12 protein-coding genes are annotated in these 17,577 nt (G+C 41.5%); 6 read left to right on the top strand and 6 right to left on the bottom strand.

Annotated features, from left to right (window positions below; translation table 11 throughout):
- Positions 1 to 158: 158 nt before the first annotated feature.
- Positions 159 to 1,598: a pyruvate kinase gene (gene pyk / locus HWQ47_RS14190; protein ID WP_269966751.1), complete on the bottom strand. Its 1,440-nt coding sequence runs from the start codon at positions 1,596 to 1,598 to the stop codon at positions 159 to 161.
- 182 nt (positions 1,599 to 1,780) lie between these two features.
- Positions 1,781 to 2,635 carry a MurR/RpiR family transcriptional regulator gene (locus HWQ47_RS14185; RefSeq protein ID WP_269966750.1) on the bottom strand — a complete coding sequence of 285 codons (855 nt, stop codon included), beginning with the start codon at positions 2,633 to 2,635 and terminating at the stop codon, positions 1,781 to 1,783.
- 307 nt (positions 2,636 to 2,942) lie between these two features.
- On the opposite strand from HWQ47_RS14185, the gene zwf reads away from it, so the two are divergent.
- From zwf to HWQ47_RS14165, 4 genes are read left to right on the top strand one after another with little or no spacing between them, the layout of a single operon-like run.
- Complete coding sequence (gene zwf, locus HWQ47_RS14180) at positions 2,943 to 4,415, top strand: glucose-6-phosphate dehydrogenase (RefSeq protein ID WP_269966749.1); 1,473 nt, start codon at positions 2,943 to 2,945, stop codon at positions 4,413 to 4,415.
- Between the two features lie 9 nt (positions 4,416 to 4,424).
- Positions 4,425 to 5,123, top strand: a complete 699-nt coding sequence (gene pgl, locus HWQ47_RS14175) for a 6-phosphogluconolactonase (protein WP_269971751.1) — start codon at positions 4,425 to 4,427, stop codon at positions 5,121 to 5,123.
- 9 nt (positions 5,124 to 5,132) lie between these two features.
- On the top strand, positions 5,133 to 6,959 hold the full coding sequence (gene edd / locus HWQ47_RS14170) for a phosphogluconate dehydratase (protein ID WP_269966748.1): 1,827 nt from the start codon (positions 5,133 to 5,135) through the stop codon (positions 6,957 to 6,959).
- Between the two features lie 17 nt (positions 6,960 to 6,976).
- Positions 6,977 to 7,618, top strand: a complete 642-nt coding sequence (locus HWQ47_RS14165; RefSeq protein WP_269966747.1) for a bifunctional 4-hydroxy-2-oxoglutarate aldolase/2-dehydro-3-deoxy-phosphogluconate aldolase — start codon at positions 6,977 to 6,979, stop codon at positions 7,616 to 7,618.
- Between the two features lie 87 nt (positions 7,619 to 7,705).
- Here HWQ47_RS14165 and eco read toward each other — a convergent pair whose 3' ends face one another.
- The gene (eco, locus tag HWQ47_RS14160) at positions 7,706 to 8,278 is read right to left on the bottom strand and encodes a serine protease inhibitor ecotin (RefSeq protein ID WP_269966746.1); all 573 of its coding nucleotides are present in this window, start codon (positions 8,276 to 8,278) and stop codon (positions 7,706 to 7,708) included.
- A 384-nt stretch (positions 8,279 to 8,662) separates the two neighbouring features.
- On the opposite strand from eco, the gene HWQ47_RS14155 reads away from it, so the two are divergent.
- Complete coding sequence (locus tag HWQ47_RS14155) at positions 8,663 to 10,294, top strand: phosphoethanolamine transferase (protein ID WP_269966745.1); 1,632 nt, start codon at positions 8,663 to 8,665, stop codon at positions 10,292 to 10,294.
- A 184-nt stretch (positions 10,295 to 10,478) separates the two neighbouring features.
- Positions 10,479 to 11,510 carry a GGDEF domain-containing protein gene (locus HWQ47_RS14150; protein ID WP_269966744.1) on the top strand — a complete coding sequence of 344 codons (1,032 nt, stop codon included), beginning with the start codon at positions 10,479 to 10,481 and terminating at the stop codon, positions 11,508 to 11,510.
- 66 nt (positions 11,511 to 11,576) lie between these two features.
- On the opposite strand, the gene HWQ47_RS14145 is transcribed toward HWQ47_RS14150, so the two are convergent.
- The 3 genes from HWQ47_RS14145 to HWQ47_RS14135 form a co-directional block, all read right to left on the bottom strand.
- The gene (locus HWQ47_RS14145; RefSeq protein WP_269966743.1) at positions 11,577 to 14,279 is read right to left on the bottom strand and encodes a bifunctional acetate--CoA ligase family protein/GNAT family N-acetyltransferase; all 2,703 of its coding nucleotides are present in this window, start codon (positions 14,277 to 14,279) and stop codon (positions 11,577 to 11,579) included.
- Between the two features lie 327 nt (positions 14,280 to 14,606).
- Entirely contained in the window at positions 14,607 to 15,959 is a 1,353-nt protein-coding gene (locus tag HWQ47_RS14140) for an 8-oxoguanine deaminase (protein WP_269966742.1), read from the bottom strand.
- Between the two features lie 148 nt (positions 15,960 to 16,107).
- The gene (locus HWQ47_RS14135; protein ID WP_269966741.1) at positions 16,108 to 17,505 is read right to left on the bottom strand and encodes a uracil-xanthine permease family protein; all 1,398 of its coding nucleotides are present in this window, start codon (positions 17,503 to 17,505) and stop codon (positions 16,108 to 16,110) included.
- Positions 17,506 to 17,577 lie beyond the last annotated feature (72 nt).

Here is a 17,577-nt window from a genome sequence, read left to right as displayed (position 1 = left end):
AATTAAAAGGACGCATTAGCGTCCTTTTTTATTGATCAAATCGAGCTAGATTCGTATTGTTACTGAGGCTAATGTTATTTCCATGATAATTAGCGTATAAAAAAGGCTCGCCGAAGCGAACCCTTTTTCTGATCTAATGAGCAACGACTAAAAAGTCATTATGCTACAATTAATATTTTACAAGTATTGGTGCCACCAATGGTTTCCATTGAGTCGCCCTTAGTCATTAGCACCATATCGCCGCTGTTTAGATCACCAGACGTAGCAAGTGTCTCTAATGCTTTGCGTGCAACGTCATCGGCACTAACATTGGTCGAATCAAAATACACAGGCTTAACGCCACGGTACATCGCCATTTTGGCTAACGTGACTTCATGACGAGATAGAGCAAAAATGGGTAAGGCTGAGCTGATCCGTGACATAAGCTGTGCAGTAGCACCTGACTCAGTTAAGGCTACAATCGCCTTAATGCCTTTTAGATGATTGGCTGCATACATAGTCGACAATGCAATAGTTTCTTCAACTGAATCAAAGCTTTCATCCAATCGATGTTTAGACACTTGTACGCTGGGGTGGGCTTCAGCACCAAGACAGACGTCAGACATGGCTTTAACGGTTTCTTCAGGGAAGTCACCGGCAGCGGTTTCAGCTGAAAGCATGACAGCATCAGTACCGTCGAGTACAGCGTTAGCCACATCCATCACTTCAGCACGTGTAGGCATAGGACTGGTGATCATTGATTCCATCATTTGAGTCGCAGTGATCACACTCTTGTTAAGCTGGCGAGAGCGGCTGATTAATTTCTTCTGAACAGCGACTAACGCTGGGTCACCAATTTCAACACCTAAATCGCCACGAGCAACCATTACAACATCAGATGCAAGAATGACATCATCCATCGCTTCATCTGTTGCAACGGCTTCGGCGCGCTCAACTTTAGCGACAATCAATGCATTGCTGCCAGCTGCAACGGCGAGTTCACGTGCATAGTTAAGATCTGCACCACAGCGAGGAAAGGAAACCGCTAGATAATCAACTTGAATTTCAGCGGCAGTGATGATGTCACGCTTATCTTTTTCAGTTAGTGCCGCAGCGGATAGACCACCGCCTTGCTTGTTGATGCCCTTATTATTAGACAAAGGACCCGCAACGGTCACAATGGTGTGTACCTTATTACCTTCTACTTTTTCGACGCGCAGTTGAACTCGGCCATCATCAAGCATCAAGATGTCACCAAGGTTTACATCATTAGGAAGCTCCTTATAGTCGATACCAACTTGATTCTCATCGCCTTCACCTTTTTCAAGATCAGCATCTAAGATAAAGCTATTACCTAAACTAAGGTGTACTTTTCTGTTGTCTTTGAACGTAGATACACGAATCTTTGGACCTTGAAGATCGCCAAGAATAGCAACATGAACACCGAGTTCTTTTGCAATTTTACGTGTATCTGCTGCACGTTTAAGGTGGTCTTCTGGTGAACCGTGAGAGAAGTTGAGTCGAACGACATTTGCACCAGCTTTGATAATACGACGTAAGTTGTCATCGCGGTCAGTTGCTGGACCTAGAGTGGTTACAATTTTGGTTCTGCGGAACATGGAATACTCCGATAAGTTTAAAAATTCTGACACTATATTAACAGAGAACAGGCGTTTTTGTAGGAAAATTACAAACAAAATGATCTAGAGCAAGATATAAAATATGTGAAGTTAAGCTAAATTAGAGAAGAATTATGGCAGTAATAAGAAAGTTGTACTGCCACTTAGGGGAGGAAATTCAGTTACAGTATTGAATCTTTGTCGATCCTAGACTCTTTTAACACTTCTTTAACACGTTTTAAACTTTCTCTGAAACGTGGTCCGCGGCGTAAAGTGAATCCGGTTGCCAGCACATCAATGACTACTAATTGTGCTAAACGAGAGGCCATTGGTAGGTATAAGTCTGTATCTTCAGGTACTTCTAATGTGACTGGTAACGTGCACTCATAGGACAGCGGAGAGTTACGTGTCGTTAGCCCTATTACTGCTGCACCATTTTCTCTTGCGATACGGGCAATATCTATCATTGATTTAGTGCGGCCCGTGTGAGAAATGAGTACAATGACATCTCCTTCTCCGCTGTTGATGCAACTCATTCTCTGCATCAAAACGTCGTCGAAGCAGATCACTGGCACGTTAAATCGGAAGAACTTATTCTGAGCATCATGGGCAACCGATGCTGAGGCTCCTAAGCCAAAGAAGGAGATCTTTTTGGCTTGAGTGAGTATATCAACGGCCTTATTGATGGCACCGGTATCAATGCTTTGCCTTGCAGTATCAAGGGAAGCCATTGAAGATTCAAAGATTTTTGTTGTGTATGACTCTGGAGTGTCATTTTCTTCAACATGTCGGCTTACATAGGGGGTACCGTTAGCCAAACTTTGTGCTAAGTGAAGTTTAAAGTCAGGGAAACCTTTAGTATCTAGTCGGCGACAGAAGCGATTGACTGTCGGTTCACTCACATCTGCCATTTTAGCCAATGTTGCGATACTAGAGTGGATCGCGGTTTGAGGGGAGGCTAAAATAACCTCAGCTACTTTTCGCTCTGATTTACTAAAATGTGTAAGGCTTTTTTGAACCTTTTCTAGGGTATTCATATGCGTATATCCACTCGAAAGTAATGTAATTATATTTTTCTTTTTTTGTCATTTTCGAAAGTTTCTAAATAGAGGAAACTAGACCTGTATGACGAATTATAATTAGTGAACTGGTAAAACTTCCTACTATATATAGTAATTTAATCACGAAAAGCATATCAGATTATCGATAGGAATGCCTAGTTCAGTCAGTTTGTTTTTTTGCAGAATTTTGATGCAATTACTAAATTCTGTTGTTATATTACAACAAATATGTGAATCCTCATCGATTCGATGGGACACCGCGATGATAGGAGATTGAGAAGTTATGGGCATAACAACACCAGAAGCCAAAGCGTGTGATTTTGTACTGTTTGGAACTAAAGGTGACTTGGCTCGTCGTAAATTACTGCCTTCTTTATACCAATTGGATAAGGCTGGTTTACTTAACATTGATACGAAAATTATTGGTGTTGCTAAGGATGCTTTTACCCATGAAGAGTTTAATGAATTAGTCATCAAAGCCTTATTGGAGTTTGTTAAAGAGGAACTCTGTGAAGAGACTCTGGCTCGTTTCTTAACTCGTTGTCACTATATAGGCACTAACTTTACGGACTCAGAAGGCTATCAGGCTTTTCATGAACTGTTAGAACCGAGTAAACGTGTGATGGTCAGTTACTTCGCGACCCCACCTTCTATTTTCGGTGATATCTGTCGCTGTCTTCACGACCAAAACCTCATTCAATCCGATTCACGTGTCGTCCTCGAAAAACCTATTGGTTCAGATCTCAAATCTTCGAAAGTGATTAATGATCAAGTTGCTGCTTTCTACAACGAAGATCAGGTATATCGAATAGATCACTATCTGGGTAAAGAGACGGTTCAGAATCTTATCGCACTGCGCTTTGCTAATTCATTGTTCGCCTCTAAGTGGGATAATCGAACCATAGATCATGTACAGATCTCGGTCTCTGAAGAGGTGGGAATTGAAGGTCGTTGGGGGTATTTCGATAAAGCGGGTCAGATGCGAGATATGATCCAAAACCATCTCCTTCAAGTTCTGACACTGGTTGCTATGGATCCACCTGTTAACCTTGATGCTGACAGTATTCGTGATGAGAAAGTAAAAGTACTTAAGTCACTTCGTCCAATTAACTTGGACAATATTTACGAAAATACCGTACGCGGTCAGTACACCTCTGGTTTCTTAAAAGGCTCGCCAGTGCCAGGGTATCTGGAAGAAGAGGGGGCTAATACCCAATCAAACGCAGAAACCTTTGTGGCTCTGCGCGTCGATATAGACAACTGGCGTTGGGCTGGCGTACCATTTTACCTTCGAAGTGGTAAACGCATGCCAACTAAGAGTTCTGAAATCGTGGTTTACTTTAAAAATCCACCTCATAACTTATATCGCTCTAATTATCGTACTCTACCACCCAATAAATTGACCATTCGTCTTCAGCCCCATGAAGGTGTCGAAATTCAAATGATGAATAAGGTGCCTGGACTGGAGCAGAAGCAGCGTCTTCAAACGACCAAACTTGATTTAAGTTTTACTGAAACGTTTAAAAATGAACGAATTGCTGATGCTTATGAGCGTTTGTTACTTGAGGCAATGTTAGGCAATCAAGCGTTATTCGTACGGCGTGATGAGGTCGAGCAGGCATGGACTTGGGTTGATGGGATTATTCAATCTTGGGAAGAGAGTAACGAGAAACCTAAACCTTATCCAGCGGGCAGTTGGGGACCTGTAGCATCGGTTGCATTGATTGCTAAAGATGGCCGTTCTTGGGACGAGTAAGGAGAAATGATGATTAAAGAAAGTGTGTTTAAATCATTTGATAACAAAGACGCGTTAGAAGCCCAACTAACGGAGCGTATTGCACAGCAGTTGCAAGAGGCGGTTGATAATCGTGGCAAGGCTAGCTTGGTTGTGTCTGGTGGCTCTACTCCAATCAAGTTATTTCAGTTACTCAGTAATAAATCTATTGAGTGGAGTGATGTTTATATCACCTTAGCCGATGAGCGTTGGGTCGATGGTGAATCTGATGACTCTAATGAAAAACTGGTCAGGACCCATCTTTTACAAAACAGAGCGGCGAACGCGAAGTTTTGTGGTTTAAAGAATATGTTCTCAAGCCCTGAAGAGGGGGGTGATATGGCCATTGAACAGTTAGCGCATTTTCCACGTCCATTTGATGTGGTGATTTTAGGTATGGGCAATGATGGTCATACCTGTTCATGGTTCCCTTGCTCGAAAGAGATTGAATTGGCTCTGTCGACGGACAAACTATGCGTTGCCGTTAATCCAGAATCAGCGCCAAACCCACGTATCTCTTTATCCAAAACGGCGATTCTAGCCAGTCGTCAAATTTATTTGCACATTGTCGGTGAACAAAAGTTAGCCGTTTACCGTCGAGCGCTTGAAAATGAAGATGCTAATAGCATGCCGATCAGGGCAGTCTTAGGTCAACACAAGACACCTGTCGATGTTTATTGGAGCGCTTAAGGAGAAGTTATGCATTCAGTAGTCCAAGCAGTAACAGATAGAATTATCGGTCGCAGTAAAGAATCCAGAGCAAAGTACTTAGCTGCACTTGATGAAGCTAAGAATTATGGTGTTCATCGTAGCTCACTGAGTTGCGGTAATCTCGCTCATGGCTTTGCCGCTTGTAACCCTACAGATAAGCAATCGATTAAAGCGCTAACTAAAGCCAATATTGGTATTGTTACAGCGTTTAACGATATGTTGTCGGCCCATCAGCCATATGAAACTTATCCAGACTTGCTAAAGCAAGCCTGTGCTGAAGTGGGCAGTGTTGCTCAAGTAGCAGCGGGCGTTCCGGCTATGTGTGACGGTGTGACGCAAGGGCAGCCTGGGATGGAGCTTAGTTTACTAAGCCGCGAAGTGATTGCCATGTCGACAGCAATTGGTTTATCACACAACATGTTTGATGGCGCTTTATTACTGGGTATTTGTGACAAAATTGTTCCAGGCCTATTGATTGGAGCCTTGAGTTTTGGCCATCTACCTATGTTGTTTGTGCCAGCCGGCCCGATGAAATCAGGTATTCCGAATAAAGAAAAGGCTCGTATTCGTCAACAGTTTGCCCAAGGAAAGGTTGATCGCAGCGCACTGCTTGAAGCTGAATCTGCGTCATACCACAGTGCAGGTACCTGTACTTTTTATGGTACAGCTAACAGTAACCAATTGATGTTAGAAGTGATGGGGCTGCAGTTACCGGGCTCATCGTTCGTTAATCCTGATGATCCACTACGTGAAGCATTAAATAAAACAGCGGCTAAGCAAGTGTGTCGTTTAACTGAAATGGGGACTCAATACACCCCAATTGGTGAAGTCGTTAATGAAAAATCGATCGTTAACGGTATTGTTGCACTACTGGCAACGGGTGGATCAACTAACTTGACGATGCATATCGTTGCTGCTGCTCGTGCTGCCGGTATTATAGTCAATTGGGATGATTTCTCAGAACTCTCAGATGCGGTGCCATTAATTGCTCGCGTTTACCCTAATGGACATGCTGATATTAATCACTTTCATGCCGCTGGTGGTATGGCATTCCTGATTAAGGAACTGCTTGATGCAGGTCTCCTGCATGAAGATGTCAATACTGTTGCTGGTTATGGTCTGCGTAAATATACCAAAGAGCCACGCCTGATAGATGGTGACGTGATTTGGGTTGAAGGTCCAGAAGATAGCTTAGACCTTGAAGTATTGACTAAAGTCAGCGAGCCTTTCCAAATAAACGGTGGTCTTAAATTACTGAAAGGTAACTTAGGTCGAGCTGTGATTAAAGTCTCTGCAGTCGATGAACTACATCGTTTCGTTGAAGCACCTGCGGTGGTGATTGATGATCAAAATAAACTGGATGGGATGTTCCAGTCCGGCGAACTTGATAAAGATTGCGTCGTGGTTGTTAAGGGGCAGGGTCCTAAAGCTATCGGTATGCCAGAACTGCATAAATTAACCCCGATATTAGGTACGCTTCAAGATCGTGGTTATAAGGTTGCTTTGCTGACCGATGGCCGTATGTCTGGTGCGTCGGGCAAAGTGCCTGCCGCTATTCACCTGACGCCAGAAGCCTTAGATGGCGGCTTAATCGCTAAAATTCAAAATGGCGATATGATCCGTGTCGATGCGAAAACGGGTGAGTTAACGCTTTTGATTTCAGAAGCGGAGATTGAATCGAGAGTCGCTGAAAAAGTTGATTTGCACAACACAAGTTATGGAATGGGCCGAGAGTTGTTCGGTGCATTACGTTCAAATTTAAGTAGTCCGGAAACTGGTGCGCGTTGCACCAGTGCCATTGATGAAAACTATTAATTAGGAAGAATATCTCAATGTCTAAGAATAACTGGTCGTTACAAGCACAAGATATTTTTGATCGTAGCCCCATTGTTCCTGTTATGGTCATCAATAAGATTGAAGATGCTGTACCGTTAGCCAAGGCTCTCGTTGCAGGTGGGATCAGTGTTTTGGAAGTGACGTTACGTACTCCTTGCGCATTAGAAGCTATCACCAAGATCGCGAAAGAGGTACCTGAGGCGTTAGTTGGTGCAGGCACTGTGTTAAATGAAGAACAGCTTCAGCAAGCCGTCGATGCCGGTGCTCAGTTTATTATTACACCAGGTGCGACGCCGAGTTTACTTAAAGCAGCAATGGATGGCACTGTGCCGTTAATTCCTGGTGTTGCAAGTATCTCTGAAGTGATGACGGGTATGTCACTGGGTTACACTAACTTTAAGTTTTTCCCAGCAGAAGCATCGGGTGGCGTTAATGCACTTAAGGCTTTTTCTGGTCCGTTAGCGGATATCCGTTTCTGTCCAACAGGTGGCATTACGCCAAGCAGTTATAAAGATTACCTTGCACTTAACAATGTGGATTGTATTGGTGGTAGCTGGATCGCTCCAACTGATGCGATGGAGCAGGGTGATTGGGCTCGTATTACTCAGCTTTGTAAAGAGGCGATTAGTGGTATCTAATTCACTCAGAGTAAATGGGTGAAATAAAAGAAAGGCGACCAATTTGGTCGCCTTTTTTGTTTATCTCGTTTTGGGGACTTTGGCGTTTTATTTTGCCATCGAATAGCTAAATTCGCTCTCAACACTCCAGACGCGGTATCTGAGTTCGCTACCTAGCGGTAAATAGAAAACCTTTGGTAAGCGGCTATCATACTGAATTTTTAGTTCACCAGGTATTGATAAAAACGCTTCCGTTTTTGCTTTATCAAAACAAGCCATTTTAGTGCTTGGACCTGGATTGATATGGTCTACCTGATAGTAATTATATCCCCATCCTTTTACAGTGTGCTCTATAAGCTTCCCGGATAAGCCGTGTTTGTTGCAGTCTACTAACCGTGTTTCCCCTATCTGTATCTCCACAATGTAGTCGGTTTCATTATCCAATTTAGGCAGAGTTAAAATATGTTGCTCCATTCCCTGGCTTGGAGCTGGAAACATTTTAGTATCATCAAAAGTTTTATAGTTCGTTGGGGTGAAAGTTTGAGCAACTATCATATTTTGATTCTGTCCGCTTGGTTGTACTGGGCTTGTAGCCAACGAATTGAATGAAAACAATGAAATGGCCAGTGCTGTTGATGCGATAATACGTTTAGTTGTTAAAGTAGAACTAACTGTCAGCATGAAATCTCCGAGTGTACATAAGTAGAATATTGATCATTTAACGTTATAAACGGACTAAAAATAGAAAAGGGTTAATTATTTTACGTTAAAACGCAATTCAAATGACTCTTCTATATTATTCGTTCTTTCTTTCTTTCTTTCTTTCTTTCTTTCATCATGGTGTTAATGGGGACAGTAAACTCACATTTCTTTCACGGTCTCTTTGGTAGCCTTTTACAGTACTCGGTGAATCAGTATTGCCAACAATGTTAATTTGTTGTTAAATATTGATGTGTGAGTAAAGGGGAACTAACTCAACAGCTACCATTATGTTCCTTCTATGGCTTATAAACGGAGATATCTGTTTATGCTATCTATTCATTAATTTATTTTGTGAGTAACACAGTGCAATTTCGTTTAGAAAAATTATCGGTAAATCAATTTACCCTGCTCATCGCTGTATTTTATGTGTGTATTTTTAACATTCCTTTTTTTCAGATTGTTCTGCAGGGAATAGAGAAACAGACTGAAGTCGATCCTTTGTTTATTGCGACAATTCCCCTGTTTCTTATCTTTGCTCTCAGTTTCGTTTTCTCTCTGTTTAGTTTCAAATATCTTTTAAAGCCTTTGTTCATCATCATCACTCTACTTTCATCAAGTGTTTTCTTTGCCGCATTTCAATATGGTGTCGTATTCGATACCGGAATGATTGAAAATACGGTACAGACAAATCAGTCTGAAGCCTTTACCTATCTCAATTTATCATCAGTCGTCAATTTCATCTTGACTGGTTTAATACCTACTTTTCTGATTTTAAAAGTTAAAATAGAATATAAACCTGTGATGAAGGAAGTGATCCACAAGCTAGGGTTTATGCTTACCATGTTGGTTGGCATTGGTGTGATAGGCTTCTTCTATTACCAAAACTATGTTTCTTTTGGCCGTAATAATGATGAGCTTAAACGTTTTATCATTCCAACTTATGTTATAGGTTCGATCGCCAAATATACCAATCAACACTATTTTCAAACACCTTTGATTTACCAACAACAAGGCTTAGATGCGGTAAATACACGCATTGCAAATAATGGCAAGGGCAACCTCATGGTACTAGTTGTCGGAGAAACAGCCAGAGCGATGAACTATGAGTATTATGGGTATGAGAAGCCTACCAATACGTATACCAAGGAACATGGCGTCACGGCATTTCAAAATATGACTTCCTGCGGTACAGCAACAGCAGTGTCTGTGCCTTGCATGTTTTCAAATATGACACGTACACAATACGATGCCAGAAAAGCTGAGGCACAAGATGGTGCACTTGATGTACTCGATCATGCTGGGATTCAACAGGTTTGGCTCGATAACGACAGTGGATGTAAAGGGGTTTGTGACAGAATAACCAATATCACCATTGAGCGAGATAGTGATCCTGAGCTCTGTAATGGTGATTACTGTTTTGATCAGGTGCTTTTAGCGCAATTGGATAAAACACTGAGTAGCATTGAGAACCGCGATACTTTGATTGTCTTACATGTTATCGGGTCCCATGGCCCAACGTATTATCTGAGGTACCCACAGTCCCACAAAAAATTCACCCCTGACTGTCCTCGCAGCGATATACAGAACTGTAGTGATGAAGTGTTAATGAACACCTACGACAATACTATTCTTTATACTGACTACATATTGGGAAGTGTGATTACTAGATTAAAAGCCCTTGATAAGGAGTTTAATACTGGAATGATATATGTATCAGATCATGGAGAGTCACTTGGAGAGAAAGGACTTTATCTTCATGGTGCGCCTTATGCCATAGCGCCAGATGAACAAGTTAAGATACCTTTATTGACTTGGTTTTCGCCAGCATTTAGCCATGAAAACAAATTAGATCTACACTGTTTGAATGAAAAAGCCAAGAGAGATAGATTTTCTCATGATAACTTATTCGATTCGTTGTTGGGTGTAATGAACATAGAAACAACTATCTATGATGAACAATTAGATATTTTTGCGACCTGCAGAGTAAAATCGTAAATTTATACGAAATAAAAGGATGGCAAGACCCTTATATTTCGTTATTGTAACTGTGAGGTTAATTCTACTATTTGAGAGCATGGTCGCTAACACCGATTTAATTTTATTTCACAATCAGGTAGAATTTGTAGGGACATGAGAATTAATCCGCTGATATTAAAATAAGAATCTACGGTGGTGAAGTATGAATGTAGCAAAACATCTCTCAGACATTGACGTCTCAGCAAAAATTCTCAGACATGCCGTTCCCAAGATGTCTGAACTTGATATCCCTGTTACCCCTGATAACTACTCAGTTTGGTATGAATACTTTTTAGGTGTTAACTTAGATTTAAAGCGTGCCATTGATAATAAAATAGTCAGCGGTGAAAAATTCACAGAGAAAGTGAATAGTGATTTAGTCAAGATATTCATCTTAGATTTATCATCGGAAATCATCGAAAGTGTGCAAGTTGAAACCCAATTAGTGATTAATAACCTGCTTGATAAAGTGAGTAAAATAAGCACTGGTACAGCTAATTTGACAGTGACTTTGACTGATTTTAATCAAGAACTTAAAAAAACCAACGATGCAGATGTTCTTTATAGATTAGTCGACTCTTTAGTGGATGAGATGGGGTCAGTTATTCTCGACAATAAACAGATGGAGCAAAGTCTTAACATCATGAGTGATGAGGTTTGTTCACTTAAATCTGAAATGGAAAACCTCAATGTTGTGGCGCAGACAGATCAATTGACTTCCTTGTTTAATCGACGAGCGTTTGAAGATGAAATTCAGCTTCACTTGACGAATTACAGCGAAAATCAAAGTGCTAGTAGTTTGCTTGTTGTCGATATTGACCATTTTAAATTGTTTAATGATACCCATGGACATCTTGTAGGCGATAAAGTGTTGGCGTATGTGGCTGCAGCACTTAAAAAATCGGTTAAGGGAACCGACTTTGTTGCTAGGTATGGTGGTGAAGAGTTCGTGGTTTTATTGCCTAATACCAAATTAGATGAAGCATTAACGGTTGCTGAGTCGTTAAGGAAAAAAATTGCTGATAGAAAACTTAGTATAGGCAAAGAGAAAAAGCATTCTCTTGGCTCGATCACCGTTTCTGTCGGGGTATCAACCTTGCATAATAGCGATGATAGAGAAAGTTACTTTGTTAGGGCTGATGAAGCTCTATATCGTGCAAAATCATCAGGAAGAAATTGTAGCCGTGCTGAGTAGCGCTTGCTTACTGTATCGATTTTAAATGTACCTTCGCCCTCTTAAAGGGCGAAGGTACATTTTCATTTATAGTGTTGTTGTCTTTAACTGCATGTCCATTTTGATAAGGCGCTCTTCCATATCAAAAGTGACGGTAAAGCCTAATCCTTTGGCAAGATTTGCCATACTGCGATTCTCAAACATGGTAAATCCAGTCAAAACCTGAGTATCATTATTTTTGTAATAGGTGATTAATTTTTCGAGTAAGAGCCTACCTAATCCTAGACCTTGATGATCGCTCCTCACTGCCATAGCAAATTCCGCTTCAGTATTGTCTGGATCGATGGAGGCTCTGATGGCGCCTAAGGTCAGATCTTCTCCATTATCATCTTTTGCAATCGCAATAAATGCCATTTCACGTGCATAATCAATTTGAGTCAGTACGGCCATCTCTTCGTGAGTCATTTTAGATCGAACACCAAAATATCGTTTGTATCTGTCTTCGTCTGACAAAGAATTATCGAATATAAGATGTTTAGGTTCATCTTCCGGTAAAATAGGTCTCAACATGATCTCTCGGCCATTCTTTAGTGTTGTTATTTGTTCCAGTTCTTTTGGGTAGGGAGATATTGCAAGCCGTAAAGGATTATCAATTTGGGTTTCATGGAGTTGTATGTTGATATCAAGGAGGGTGATATTCGCGCCAGCACACAATACAGGATTAAGATCCAGTGTGGCTATCTCTGGGCAATCTATCACTAAATGAGAGATCTGCGTGAGCATGATACATAACGCATTCATATCTAACCCCAAAGGTAAGTGTTTATCTTTTAACTTTTGAGTTTTTAGGGCTTGAATGACCATATAGCGCGCTAAGGTCATGTTTAATGGTGGTAGTGCGACGACAGCATCACGAGCAGGGTTCCATTCGGAACCTCCTTCACCGAGTAAGATGGCTGGACCAAATACGGGATCATTTATCACCGCGACTCTGATCTCTTGCGCGCCGGCTGTGAGTGCCATTTTTTGAACGATTAACCCTTCTATTTCTGCATCAGGGTTGATGTCCAAAACTCGAGATTTGATTGCTGCTGCAGCTTGGCTGACTTCATCTTCACTGTTCAGATTTAGCATGACGCCATGGACATCAGATTTGTGATGAATATCAGGTGATTGTACTTTTATCGCAACGGGATAACCAATTTTGTTAGCAATATTAACCGCCTCTACAGGGGTGTTCGCCACATAAGTGTCTATGGTTTTTAAGCCATATGCAGATAGAATATCAATGGATTCATGTGTCTCTAGAATTCGCTTGCCAGCTTCGTATGCTTTAGCAAGAAGACCTCGGGCTTGCTCTACATTAGTGGGGATATTGTCGGGTATTGATTGTGGGACCTCCTGAAGTAACTTTTGATTACGTCGATATTCAACCATATGCATAAATGCCCCAACGGCACCTTCTGCAGTCCTGTAGGTCGGGATCCCTGCATGATTAAAATGCTTACGCGCTAAATAGGCTGAATCTTCTCCGCTCCAGTTAGTGAGTATATTGACACTTCTTCGTTTAGGATGAGTCGCAATCATTTCAGCAAGAGAGCTGGCAATCTCGACACTGTCTCCTAATGCTGAAGGTGAATACAATACCAAAATGGCATCAGCCGCGCCGCTATCCATCATTATTTTGACTGTTTGAGTATAGCGCTGTGCATCTGAGTCTCCGCCTATATCAACCGGGTTTTGCTTTGACCAAGTCGAGGGAAGCAGATTATCGAGTTGGTTAATGGTATCGTCATCTATAACAGTGGATTTACCACCTGCTAATATCAATTGATCTAAGGCTAATACTGCTGGGCCACCACCATTACTTACGATAGCGAGACGCTCACCAAGTAAAGGAGATGAATGGGCTAATGTTTCAACGGCTGCGAAGAGCTCAACCAGATCATTGACTCTTAACATACCTGCTCGTCTAAATGCGGCTTCATAAACTGCATCGTTACCCATCAAGCCTCCGGTATGCAATTTAGCGGCATTAGACCCTTCTATACTTCGACCGGATTTAATGACTAGAATAGGTTTGTTTCTGGCTGCTGCTCTAGCTGCAGAAAGAAAATGGCGCTTCTCATTGATGGAGTCCACATAGAGCAAGATGGCGTTGGTGTTTGCGTCTCTACCTAGATAATCCAGCAATTCATCAAAATCAACATCGGTAGCATCGCCTAACGAGATAAAAGAGGAGAAACCAATACTTTTATTATTTGCCCAGTCAAGTACCGTGGTACAAATAGCAGCAGATTGTGATACGAAAGCAATTTTTCCCGGCAAGCCACTCGTATGCGCTAAGCTGGCATTAAGACCTAGGTTAGGTAACATCATGCCTAAGCTATTTGGCCCTAAGATCCTCATGCCATAGCGGCTTGCATTGTTTTTGGTCTCCCTAAGTAAGCTGATACCTTCGCCATTTAGTTGCTCGCCCATGCCTGCGGCAATGATGATCGCTACCTTACAACCAAATTGTGCCAGAGTTTCCACTATGCTGGGTACACGGGAGGCTGCAGTGCAGATAATCGCGAGATCAGGAATTAAGGGTAAACTCTCAATATTCGGGTAGGCAAGCACACCCAAGACAGCCTCATATTTCGGCGTGACAGGCATTATTGGACCAGAGAAGCCGCCAGCGAGCAGGTTTTTCATCACAACATTACCCGCATGCTTTTCAGTATTTGACGCGCCGATAATGGCAATTGATTTAGGTTTGAATAAGGTGTGAAGTGTTCGCTGGCTCATAAACATTCTCTCAAGCAGTTATTACCTTGAGTCTACCCTAAAAGATTAAAAAACTTAATGGGTTAGTCGTTCTTAAAGGATAGAACTTATGTTTTCCTAAAACATTACACTATATATTGTTCTGTTTTATAAGGACTAAGTAAAACGATATAATTTAGCCTAGAATACTTGTTAACCAATACCTTAACCGTTTATGGTTGAATCTTTTAAGAGGTTATATTAAATGACAAAAAGCAACTGAAATGCCGCCTTTTTGATGAGAAAACTAAGCGAGATTGATTAAAAGCTCAGCTTAATCATCACCAGATTTATTGATCGGGTCATGGGTTAGCTTTTTGCAAGTTGCATTGCTAACTCTATTTGCTGGGCCATCAGTTGATTCAGATCCAAATCAAGTACTTTACCGTCCAACACTCGCCATTGACCTGCCACCATCACTTTATCTGCTTTTGTTGCGCCGCAAAGCAATAGGGCTGCGACAGGGGAACCTGAACCGGCAAAGCGAATTTCATCAAGTTTGAATAAAGCAATATCTGCTTGTTTACCGACTGCAATTTCCCCAATGTCATCACGACCTAAACATGCTGCAGAGCCTTTAGTTGCCCAATTAAATGCTTTCTGATGGGTGATCTGACAAGCTCCATAGCGCAAGCGTTGCAGTAACAGTGCTTGACGAACTTCACCAATCATATTTGAACCGTCATTTGATGCCGAACCATCAACGCCTAAACCAACAGGGCTTCCAGCGGCTTCCAGTGCTAAAGTTGGACATTGGCCTGATGCCAACAACATATTAGATGAAGGACAATGACAAACTCCAACCCCAGCCTCTCCCAAACGAGAAATCTCTTGTTCATTAAAGTGAATACCATGAGCTAACCATGTACGATTATTTAACCAGCCAACTCGCTCAAGGTAATCAACTGGGCGCACACCAAACATCTTTATGCAAAACTCTGTTTCGTCGTGTGTTTCTGCGAGGTGAGTGTGAAGCCTGACATCAAATTCTTCAGCTAAATCACCTGTGGCTCGCATTAACTCTTCGCTAACAGAAAAAGGTGAACAGGGTGCCAATGCAATTCTGGTCATCGCGCCCTCTTCATGTTGATGGTATCTTTTAATCAGCCTTTGGCTATCGTCTAATATCTGTTGATCAGTTTGAATGGTGGTTCGTGGTGGTAATCCTCCTTGATCCTCTCCTAAGCTCATAGAACCACGGGTTAAATGGACTCTTATACCAAGTTTACGTGCTTGTTCTATTTGAATATCAATGGCATTTTCTAAACCATTAGGAAATAAATAATGGTGATCACTTGCTGTTGTACAGCCAGAAAGTAGCAATTCACTTAAGGCAATTGTTGTTGAAGTCGCAACCATTTCAGGAGTGAGTTTTGCCCATACTGGGTACAAGCTCTGCAGCCATGGAAATAACGCTTTGTTTAATGCTGCAGGAAAGGCACGAGTTAAGGTTTGATAGAAATGATGGTGACTGTTAATTAAGCCAGGTATAAGGACATGTTCACGTGCATCGATAACCTCATCAACAACGCTAAGAGGTTGACAGTCTGCAGCGATCAACTCTTTGATAATATCGTCTTGAACAACTATTCCAGCGGCATAAGATGGATCGAGGCAGTCGAGAGGGTTTTTAATCCATATACGATTAGATTTAGCCTGCATATTTATTCCTAATAATCAGGTTTATAAAAATTTAGATGAACTTCTAAAAACCGGATGTAGGAGCCAATAATGCACAAACCGGAAAGGTACATTATTCGTTGGGATATACCCACGACAATTCGAGAATGTCCTCCGACAATCATTTAAGCTATTTTACGCTTTCAGCATCTATCGTTACTTCTGATATATCTTCCTGTACTTGTTTACTTTTCTCTTGAGGAATAATCAAACTCATCAAAATAGCAGATAGGCCAGCAACGGTAACGGATGAACTGAAAATACTTTTAAATAAGGGAGTGAATGAATTAGTCACTTCAGGTACAGCAACAACTCCAAGCCCTAATCCAAAAGAGACGGCCATAATGAGAAGATCGCGTCGATCAAGTTTAGCACTGGCTAAAATGCGAACGCCTGCTGATGCTACCGTGCCAAACATGACTAAAGTCGCCCCGCCTAGCACTGGTTTAGGTAATGTTTGTAAAATTGCGCCTATAATGGGAAATAGCCCTAACAAAATGAACAGAACACCAATATAGAAAGCAACATAACGACTGGCAACACCAGTAAGCTGAATGACACCATTATTTTGGCTGAATGTTGACATTGGAAAGCTACCAAAAGTCGCAGCTAAACAAGAGTTTACTCCATCTCCTAAGACTCCACCTTTAATTCGTTTAATATAGAGCGGCCCCTGGGTTGGTTCTTTAGAAACCATAGAGTTGGCAGTTAAATCTCCTGTAGTCTCAATGGCCGTGACCACTGAGATAATGGCTACCGGAATAAATGCTGCTAAATCAAAATTGAATCCATATTTAAATGGCATTGGTACTGAAATAATGGGGACATCTGGTAAATGGAAATGGACCATTCCCATAAAATAAGCCGTTATATATCCCACTAGCATCCCGATCATGATGCCAGATAGGCGTAAAATAGGATTCCTAAAGCGGTTGATACCTATAATGGTGGCTAAAGTGACTCCACCAACAATCAGATATTTAGCCGCGCCTATATCTTCATTACCGAATCCCCCAGCAATATCAGTCATGCCCACTTTAATTAAGGATAAACCGATAGTCGTAATGACTATGCCTGTAACAACGGGAGTAATGATGTTTTGAAGCTTATGGATGATGCGGCTGATAAACATCTCCACAAATGAGGCAAAGAAACACACCCCAAAAATCATGGCTAAAATATCTTCAGAAGTTCCACCTCTGTTTTTTACAATAAATCCGGCAGCGAGTACCGCACTCAAAAAAGCAAAACTTGTGCCTTGCACACACAATAAGCCTGAACCAATTGGGCCTATACGTTTAGCTTGTATAAATGTCCCTACTCCTGAAACAAACAGAGCCATAGAGATTAGATAAGGCAGTTCACTGCCTAAGCCTAGAACTCCGCCGATGATTAATGCGGGGGTAGTAATGCCGACAAAACTGGCCAATATATGCTGAAAAGCGGCAAACAAAGCCTGTAGTGGTTTGGGACGATCGTGTAGTCCATATAACAAGTCATTATTCTTTACTGGTATATTAGTATCCACTTCGATTCCTTACTTGTTGTTGATTATTTTTATAATGTCTAAATTCAACATCCTATTTTGATTAAGCCAAAT

This window comes from Shewanella sp. MTB7, from assembly GCF_027571385.1.
Taxonomy (GTDB): Bacteria; Pseudomonadota; Gammaproteobacteria; order Enterobacterales; family Shewanellaceae; genus Shewanella.
Note: the sequence above shows the minus strand (reverse complement) of the source record. Positions and strands in the feature narration are given on the sequence as shown.

Coding starts and splice junctions, on each gene's coding strand:
- pyk (WP_269966751.1), bottom strand. CDS start 1,598: ATGTTCCGCAGAACCAAAATTGTAACCACTCTAGGTCCAGCAACTGAC.
- HWQ47_RS14185 (WP_269966750.1), bottom strand. CDS start 2,635: ATGAATACCCTAGAAAAGGTTCAAAAAAGCCTTACACATTTTAGTAAA.
- zwf (WP_269966749.1), top strand. CDS start 2,943: ATGGGCATAACAACACCAGAAGCCAAAGCGTGTGATTTTGTACTGTTT.
- pgl (WP_269971751.1), top strand. CDS start 4,425: ATGATTAAAGAAAGTGTGTTTAAATCATTTGATAACAAAGACGCGTTA.
- edd (WP_269966748.1), top strand. CDS start 5,133: ATGCATTCAGTAGTCCAAGCAGTAACAGATAGAATTATCGGTCGCAGT.
- HWQ47_RS14165 (WP_269966747.1), top strand. CDS start 6,977: ATGTCTAAGAATAACTGGTCGTTACAAGCACAAGATATTTTTGATCGT.
- eco (WP_269966746.1), bottom strand. CDS start 8,278: ATGCTGACAGTTAGTTCTACTTTAACAACTAAACGTATTATCGCATCA.
- HWQ47_RS14150 (WP_269966744.1), top strand. CDS start 10,479: ATGAATGTAGCAAAACATCTCTCAGACATTGACGTCTCAGCAAAAATT.
- HWQ47_RS14145 (WP_269966743.1), bottom strand. CDS start 14,279: ATGAGCCAGCGAACACTTCACACCTTATTCAAACCTAAATCAATTGCC.
- HWQ47_RS14140 (WP_269966742.1), bottom strand. CDS start 15,959: ATGCAGGCTAAATCTAATCGTATATGGATTAAAAACCCTCTCGACTGC.